7 protein-coding genes are annotated in these 6,098 nt (G+C 68.3%); 6 read left to right on the top strand and 1 reads right to left on the bottom strand.

Annotated elements, in window-relative coordinates:
• Window positions 1–408, bottom strand: a 408-nt coding sequence (locus Q8Q77_RS16290; RefSeq protein WP_305584704.1) for an acyl-CoA dehydrogenase family protein, incomplete at its 3' end; no start/stop codon positions are given.
• A 104-nt stretch (window positions 409–512) separates the two neighbouring features.
• On the opposite strand from Q8Q77_RS16290, the gene Q8Q77_RS16285 reads away from it, so the two are divergent.
• The 6 genes from Q8Q77_RS16285 (at window position 513) to Q8Q77_RS16260 (ending at window position 6,062) form a co-directional block, all read left to right on the top strand.
• Window positions 513–1,505, top strand: a complete 993-nt coding sequence (locus Q8Q77_RS16285) for a phosphotransferase family protein (RefSeq protein WP_305584703.1) — start codon at window positions 513–515, stop codon at window positions 1,503–1,505.
• A complete protein-coding gene (locus Q8Q77_RS16280; protein WP_305584702.1) occupies window positions 1,502–1,861 on the top strand; it encodes a DUF6285 domain-containing protein in 360 nt (119 codons plus the stop codon). The genes Q8Q77_RS16285 and Q8Q77_RS16280 overlap by 4 nt, the downstream gene beginning before the upstream one ends.
• Window positions 1,858–3,087, top strand: a complete 1,230-nt coding sequence (kynU, locus tag Q8Q77_RS16275; RefSeq protein WP_305584701.1) for a kynureninase — start codon at window positions 1,858–1,860, stop codon at window positions 3,085–3,087. The genes Q8Q77_RS16280 and kynU overlap by 4 nt, the downstream gene beginning before the upstream one ends.
• Entirely contained in the window at window positions 3,084–3,890 is an 807-nt protein-coding gene (gene kynA, locus Q8Q77_RS16270) for a tryptophan 2,3-dioxygenase (protein WP_305584700.1), read from the top strand. Before kynU ends, kynA begins: the two co-directional genes overlap by 4 nt.
• Window positions 3,891–4,069: 179 nt before the next feature.
• A complete protein-coding gene (locus Q8Q77_RS16265) occupies window positions 4,070–5,665 on the top strand; it encodes a flavin monoamine oxidase family protein (protein ID WP_305584699.1) in 1,596 nt (531 codons plus the stop codon).
• 13 nt (window positions 5,666–5,678) lie between these two features.
• Window positions 5,679–6,062, top strand: coding sequence for a cytochrome c (locus Q8Q77_RS16260; RefSeq protein WP_305584698.1), 384 nt, complete (start codon window positions 5,679–5,681; stop codon window positions 6,060–6,062).
• Window positions 6,063–6,098: the final 36 nt, after the last annotated feature.

The following is a 6,098-nucleotide window of genomic DNA, read 5'->3' as shown; positions in this document are numbered from 1 at the left end:
GTACTGGGCGTTGGTGGCGAACTCCTTGAACATCAGGATGAAGGGGTTGTTGCCGACGATGGAGTGCTCGTTCTGCAGGTCGTTGTGCAGGCCCAGGCCCTTGGCGGCCAGGTGCTCGCGGATCACCGCCATGTCGAGGTTCGAGCCGCCCTTGCCGCCCATCTCGGTGGGCCAGGCGTAGCGGAGGTGCCCGGCCTCGTCGGCGAGCTTGCGGGCCTTGCCCAGCAGCTCTTCCCATTCCTTCTTCGGCAGGCCCCCGGCGTCCCAGTCGGTGCGCTCATATTCCCGCCGATGGTCGAAGTACTTCATGTTGTCGTCCCGCTGTTCCAGCGGCTTGATCTTGGCCTCGATGAAGGCGTCCAGTTCCCCCAGGTAAGCTTCAAGTTCCGGGCTCAGGCTGAAGTCCATGTCTGTTTCCTCCCATGCGGCCCGACGTCTTTTTGGGCGTTTACAAGCCGGTGTCGAACGCTGCAGATCGTTGGATTAGATCACGACAAAGGTTCCCCGGCGTCATGGAAGACACCATTTTTTCAAGCCTTTCGCGGCTGGCGCCACGCCTGGCCGAGGGGGGCGAGAGGATCGAGGACCTGCAGCGCCTTTCGGGCGGCGCGAGCATGGAAACCTGGGCCTTCGCCGTGGAGGGACCGGGCGGCCGCGAGGAGATGATCCTGCGCCGCCGACCGGGCGGCCCCATCTACGAGGACGCCTCGCGCTCGGTCTCGCTGGCCACGGAGGCGGCCCTGATCGTCGCGGCCCACGGCGCGGGCGCGCCGGTCGCGCCGCTGGTCCACCTGGCCGGACCCGACGACGGCCTGGGCGAGGCTCACATCACCCGGCGCATCGACGGCGAAACCCTGGGCCGCAAGATCGTCACCGACCCGAAGTTCGAGGCCGTGCGGCCGAGCCTGGCGCGCCAGTGCGGCGCCATCCTGGCCACGATCCATTCGGCCAAGACGGACGCCCCGCTGAAGACCGTCGACTTCCTGGGTGAATTGGAACGCTACGAGGCGGTCTATCGCCAGTCGGGCGCCGAGCGGCCGATCCTGGAGCTGGCCTTCCAGCACCTGAAGAAGCACAGCCCCCCGCCGGTGGAGCCAGTGCTGCTGCACGGGGACTTCAGGAACGGCAACCTCATCGTCGATCCGAAGCTGGGCGTCGCTGCGGTGCTGGACTGGGAGCTTTCCCATTTCGGCGACCCGGCCGAGGACCTCTCCTGGATCTGCGTCAATTCCTGGCGGTTCGGGAAGGCTGAGCTGCCGGTGGGCGGGTTCGGCCATTACGCCGACCTGCTGGACGGCTACGCGGCCGGCGGCGGGGCCGAGGTCCCGCTTTCGCGCGTTCTCCAGTGGCAGGCCCTGGGCTCGCTCAAATGGGGCGTGATGTGTCTGATGATGTATGCGAGCTACGCCACCGGCGCCGAGTCATCTGTTGAACGTCCGATGATCGGGCGGCGCGTCTCGGAGACCGAGATCGACCTGGTGACCCTCATGGAGAACGGCCTGTGATCGAGCATCCGCGCGCCGAGGAACTGGTGGAGGCCGTCGCCCGCTGGATCGATTCCGTACGGCCGGGCCTGCCGCCCCGCGACGCCTTCCTGGCCCGCGTGGCGGCCAATGTGCTGAGTGTGGTCAAGCGTGAGCTGACGCTGGGGCCCCAGGCCGAGGCCGCCGCCACGGCGCGCCTGGCCGGCTTGCTGGGCCATGAAGGCTCCCTGGTCGAACTCAACGCCGAACTCTGCGGCAAGCTGCGCGAGGGGGCCATGAACCGCGACACGCCGGGCCTGCTGGCGGCGCTGAAGGCCAACATCGTCGAGCAGATCGCCATCGACCAGCCCAACTACGCCCCCGAACCCGCCCGATGAGCCTCAACCGCGCAGACTGCGAGGCCCTGGACCGCGCCGATCCCCTGGCTGGGCGTCGGGCGTTGTTCGACCTGACCCCGGGCCAGATCTATCTCGACGGCAATTCCCTGGGCGCCCTGCCGCGCGCCGTGAAGCCGCGACTGGAGGTCGCCATCCAGGCCGAGTGGGGCAGGGACCTCATCAAGAGCTGGAACACCGCCGACTGGATCAACCTGCCCGCGCGGGTGGGGGCGAAGATCGCGCCGATGATCGGCGCGGCGGCGGACGAGGTGATCGCCGCGGACTCGACTTCGGTGAACATCTTCAAGCTGGCCGCGGGCGCTCTGAAGCTGCGGCCTGGCCGCAAGGTCATCGTCACCGAGCCCGGCAACTTCCCGACCGACCTCTACATCCTGCAGGGCCTGCGCGACCTGATGGGCGACGTGGAGTTGCGAGTGGTCGCACCCGACGCCCTGGCGGTGGCGCTGACCGACGATGTCGCCCTGCTGTTGCTGACCCACGTCCACTACAAGACCGGCGCCATCCACGACATGGCGAGCCTGACCGCCAAGGCCCATGCGGCGGGCGCCCTGGCGCTCTGGGACCTCAGCCACTCGGCCGGCGCCCTGGCCGTCGACCTCAATGGCTGCGGCGCCGATTTGGCGGTCGGCTGTGGCTACAAGTACCTGAACGGCGGACCGGGCGCTCCGGCCTTCCTGTTCATCGCCAAGCGCTTGCAGGCGGAATTTCAGTCGCCCCTGACCGGTTGGATGGGCCACGCCCAGCCCTTCGCCTTCGGCGACGACTACGCGCCGGCCAAGGGCGTCCTGCGCGGCCTCTGCGGCACGCCCTCGGTCCTGGGCCTGACGGCGCTGGAGGCGGCGCTCAGCGTGTTCGATCACGTGGACATGGCCGATATCCGCGCCAAGTCCATGGCGCTGGGCGACCTCTTTCTGGACCTAGCCCTGGCCCGCCGCCCGGAGTTCGGCCTGGGCTGCTCCCGCGACGCCAAGGCGCGCGGTAGCCAGGTGGCGCTCACCCATCCCCACGGCTATCCGATCATGCAGGCCCTGATCGCCCGCGGCGTGATCGGCGACTTCCGCGCCCCCGACGTCCTGCGCTTCGGCTTCACTCCGCTCTATGTCGGCTACGCCGATGTCTGGGACGCGGTGGAAATCCTGGCCGACATCATGGAGAAAGGGCAGTGGCGCGAAGCCCGGTTCCATGAGATCGCGGCGGTGACATGAGCGACAAGCTGCATACCCCCCCGCCGATGAGCTACGGCGACTATCTGGGCCTCGACACCCTGCTGTCGGCTCAGCGGCCGCGCTCGTCCGAGCATGACGAGCTGCTGTTCATCATTATCCACCAGGCCTCGGAGCTGTGGCTGAAGCTCTCGATCCACGAGCTTTCCGCCGCCCGGGAGCACATCGGCGCCGACGACCTGCGCACGGCCTTCAAGATGATCGCCCGGGTGGGCCGCATCCAGGGTCAGCTCATCCAGTCGTGGGATGTGTTGGGCACCATGACCCCCAGCGACTACCACGCGCTGCGTCCTCACCTGGGCCAGAGCTCCGGCTTCCAGTCCTTCCAATACCGGATGCTGGAGTTCCTGCTGGGGGCCAAGGACGCCTCGATGCTGCGCGTCCACGAAGGGACCGAAGTCCACGCCCTGCTCAGCGAGGCCCTGGCGGCGCCCAGCCTCTACGACGAGTGCGTCCGCCTGCTGGCCCGTCGCGGCTTTGAGATGCCGGCCGAACTGCTGGAACGCGACCTTCGCCAGCCCCACGCCGAGCACCCCGCCGTGGAGGCCGCATGGATCGCCGTCTACCGCGACCCTGAACACTACTGGGACCTCTACGAACTGGCCGAGAAGCTGGTCGACCTGGAGTTCCGCTTCCAGCAATGGCGCTTCGCCCACCTGAAGACCGTCGAACGCATCATCGGCTTCAAGCAGGGCACCGGCGGCAGCGCCGGCGCGGCCTACCTGGCCAAGGCGCTGGAGGGCTCGTTCTTTCCCGAGCTGTTCAAGGTGCGGACAGCGCTCTGACACGCCGGCCGTCGTTCCGGACAGGCCCCGCGCCAGGAGCGATTCGGAGGCGGCGCGGCCTACCGATTGGGCGCCCGGCGACCACTCCACAGCTCAAAATCTCATCTTATGAAATAGCGATTGTCCACCCGCTGTGATCCTCTGCTCCCTGCGTCCGATTGAAAACGGGTGGGGATGTTATGGATCGTGGTTTGTCAGCCGCCGGGCTGGGCGTCTCGCGCCGGGCCTTCCTTGAAGGGCTCAGCAGCGTCGGCGGCTCCAGCCTTCTGCTGGCCGGTATGAGCGCGCTCGGGTTCGGGATCGCCTCGGCCCAGGCCGCGCCGCCGGTCCTGTCGGGCGGCGGGGGCAAGAAGGTCGCGGTGCTGGGCGCCGGCGTGGCGGGCCTCACCGCCGCCTATGAGCTTTCCAAGGCCGGCTACGACGTCACCGTGATCGAGGCCCGCGACTTCGCCGGCGGCCGCTGCCAGACAGCGCGCAAGGGCTTCAAGCTGACCGAGCTCGGCGGCGAGACCCAGGAGTGCGACTTCGACGACGGAAACTACATCAATCACGGGCCTTGGCGGATCCCGTACCACCACCAGTCGACCCTGCATTACACCAAGGAATTCAACATTCCGTTGGAGATCTTCGTCAACGACAACGACGCCTCCTATGTGATGTTCGGGCGCGGCAAGGGGCCCCTGGCCGGCAAGCCGATCCGCAAGGGCCAGGTGGCCGCCGACATCCGCGGCGGGGCCGCCGAGATCCTCGCCAAGTCCATCAAGCAGGGCGCGCTGGACGGCCAGCTCACCGCCGAGGACCGCGAGCGGTTCGTCGCCTATCTGGCCCATGAGGGCTACCTGACCCCGGACCTGGCCTATCGCGGGGCCGAGGGGCGCGGGTTCGACATCCCGCCGGGCGCTCTGATGAACCCGGGGCCGGGCAAGCCGTCCACCCCCAACCGCTTCACCGACGTGCTGCAGTCCGGCGCCTGGCGCACCCTGGCCTCGGTCAGCAACTACGAGCAGCAGAGGACCATGTTCCAGCCGGCGGGCGGCATGGACCGCATCGCCAAGGGCTTCGAGGCCGCCATCGGCCAGCTGATTCGCTATTCCACCCAGGTGAAGAGCCTGAAGCAGGGCCCCAAGGGCGTGGAGATCACCTTCGTCGACGGCGACGGGAAAACCGGGACCCTGAAGGCCGACTACTGCGTCTGCACCATCCCGCTCTCGGTGCTGCGCCAGTTGGACGTGCAGGTCTCCAAGCCGTTCAAGGAGGCGATCGGGGCGGTGTCCTACGCCCTGGTCGGCAAGATCGGCCTGCAGATGAAGCGGCGGTTCTGGGAAGAGGACCACCACATCTATGGCGGCCACGTCTATTTCGACGACCCCGAGATCCAGACCATGACCCTGCCGTCCACGGGCTTCCAAGGGAAGAAGGGCGTTCTGCTCGGCTACTACAACTTCGGGGCTACGGCCGCGAAGGTCAGCGCCCTGTCGCCGGCCGAACGCCGCGCCTTGGCGGGCCGGGCCGGCGACAGGGTCTTCCCGGGCTATTCCGACAACATCGAGAGCGCGTTCTCGGCCTCCTGGCACCTGATCGAGCACAGCCTGGGCGGCTGGGCCGAATGGAGTGAGGAGGCCCGCGCCAGCGCCTATCCGATCCTCTGCGAGCCCGACGGCCGGGTCTATCTGGCCGGCGAGCACATGAGCTACCTGACCGGCTGGCAGGCCGGCGGGATCGAGAGCGCCTGGCAGCAGATCGCCAAGCTGCACGCCCGCGTTCATGCGGCCTGAGGCGGTGGTGACCATGCGTAGAACACTGGCGCTGGCGCTCGCCCTCGCAGGCCTTTGCGCCCAGCCCGCCGCCGCCGTCGACGGCCAACGGCTCTATCAGGAGGCCTGCGCCGCCTGCCACCGGCCCAACGGCGCCGGGATTCCCGGCGCCTTCCCGACGCTGGCCAAGAGCAAGTTCGTCCAGGGCGATCCCAAGGAGCCCATCGGCCGGGTGCTGCACGGCCGCGGCGGCATGCCGTCCTTCCAGAACGACCTCACCGACGCCGATATCGCCGCCGTCCTGACCTATGTCCGCGCCGCCTGGGGCAACGCCGGCAAGCCGGTGACGCCGGCCCAGGTCAAGGTCCTGCGCGGCCTCAAGCGCGAGACGCCCAAGGCGGGAATCCTGGCGCACTAGAGCGTGACAGCCTGAAGTGGATACCGGTTCAGGCGG

Source organism: Phenylobacterium sp. (assembly GCF_030698145.1).
In the GTDB taxonomy this organism is placed as follows: Bacteria; Pseudomonadota; Alphaproteobacteria; order Caulobacterales; family Caulobacteraceae; genus Phenylobacterium.
This window is presented reverse-complemented; position numbering and strand designations above follow the sequence as displayed.

Excerpts from the sequence above, each read along its gene's own strand:
- Q8Q77_RS16260 (WP_305584698.1), top strand. The coding sequence starts at position 5,679 with ATGCGTAGAACACTGGCGCTGGCGCTCGCCCTCGCAGGCCTTTGCGCC.
- Q8Q77_RS16265 (WP_305584699.1), top strand. The coding sequence starts at position 4,070 with ATGGATCGTGGTTTGTCAGCCGCCGGGCTGGGCGTCTCGCGCCGGGCC.
- kynA (WP_305584700.1), top strand. The coding sequence starts at position 3,084 with ATGAGCGACAAGCTGCATACCCCCCCGCCGATGAGCTACGGCGACTAT.
- kynU (WP_305584701.1), top strand. The coding sequence starts at position 1,858 with ATGAGCCTCAACCGCGCAGACTGCGAGGCCCTGGACCGCGCCGATCCC.
- Q8Q77_RS16285 (WP_305584703.1), top strand. The coding sequence starts at position 513 with ATGGAAGACACCATTTTTTCAAGCCTTTCGCGGCTGGCGCCACGCCTG.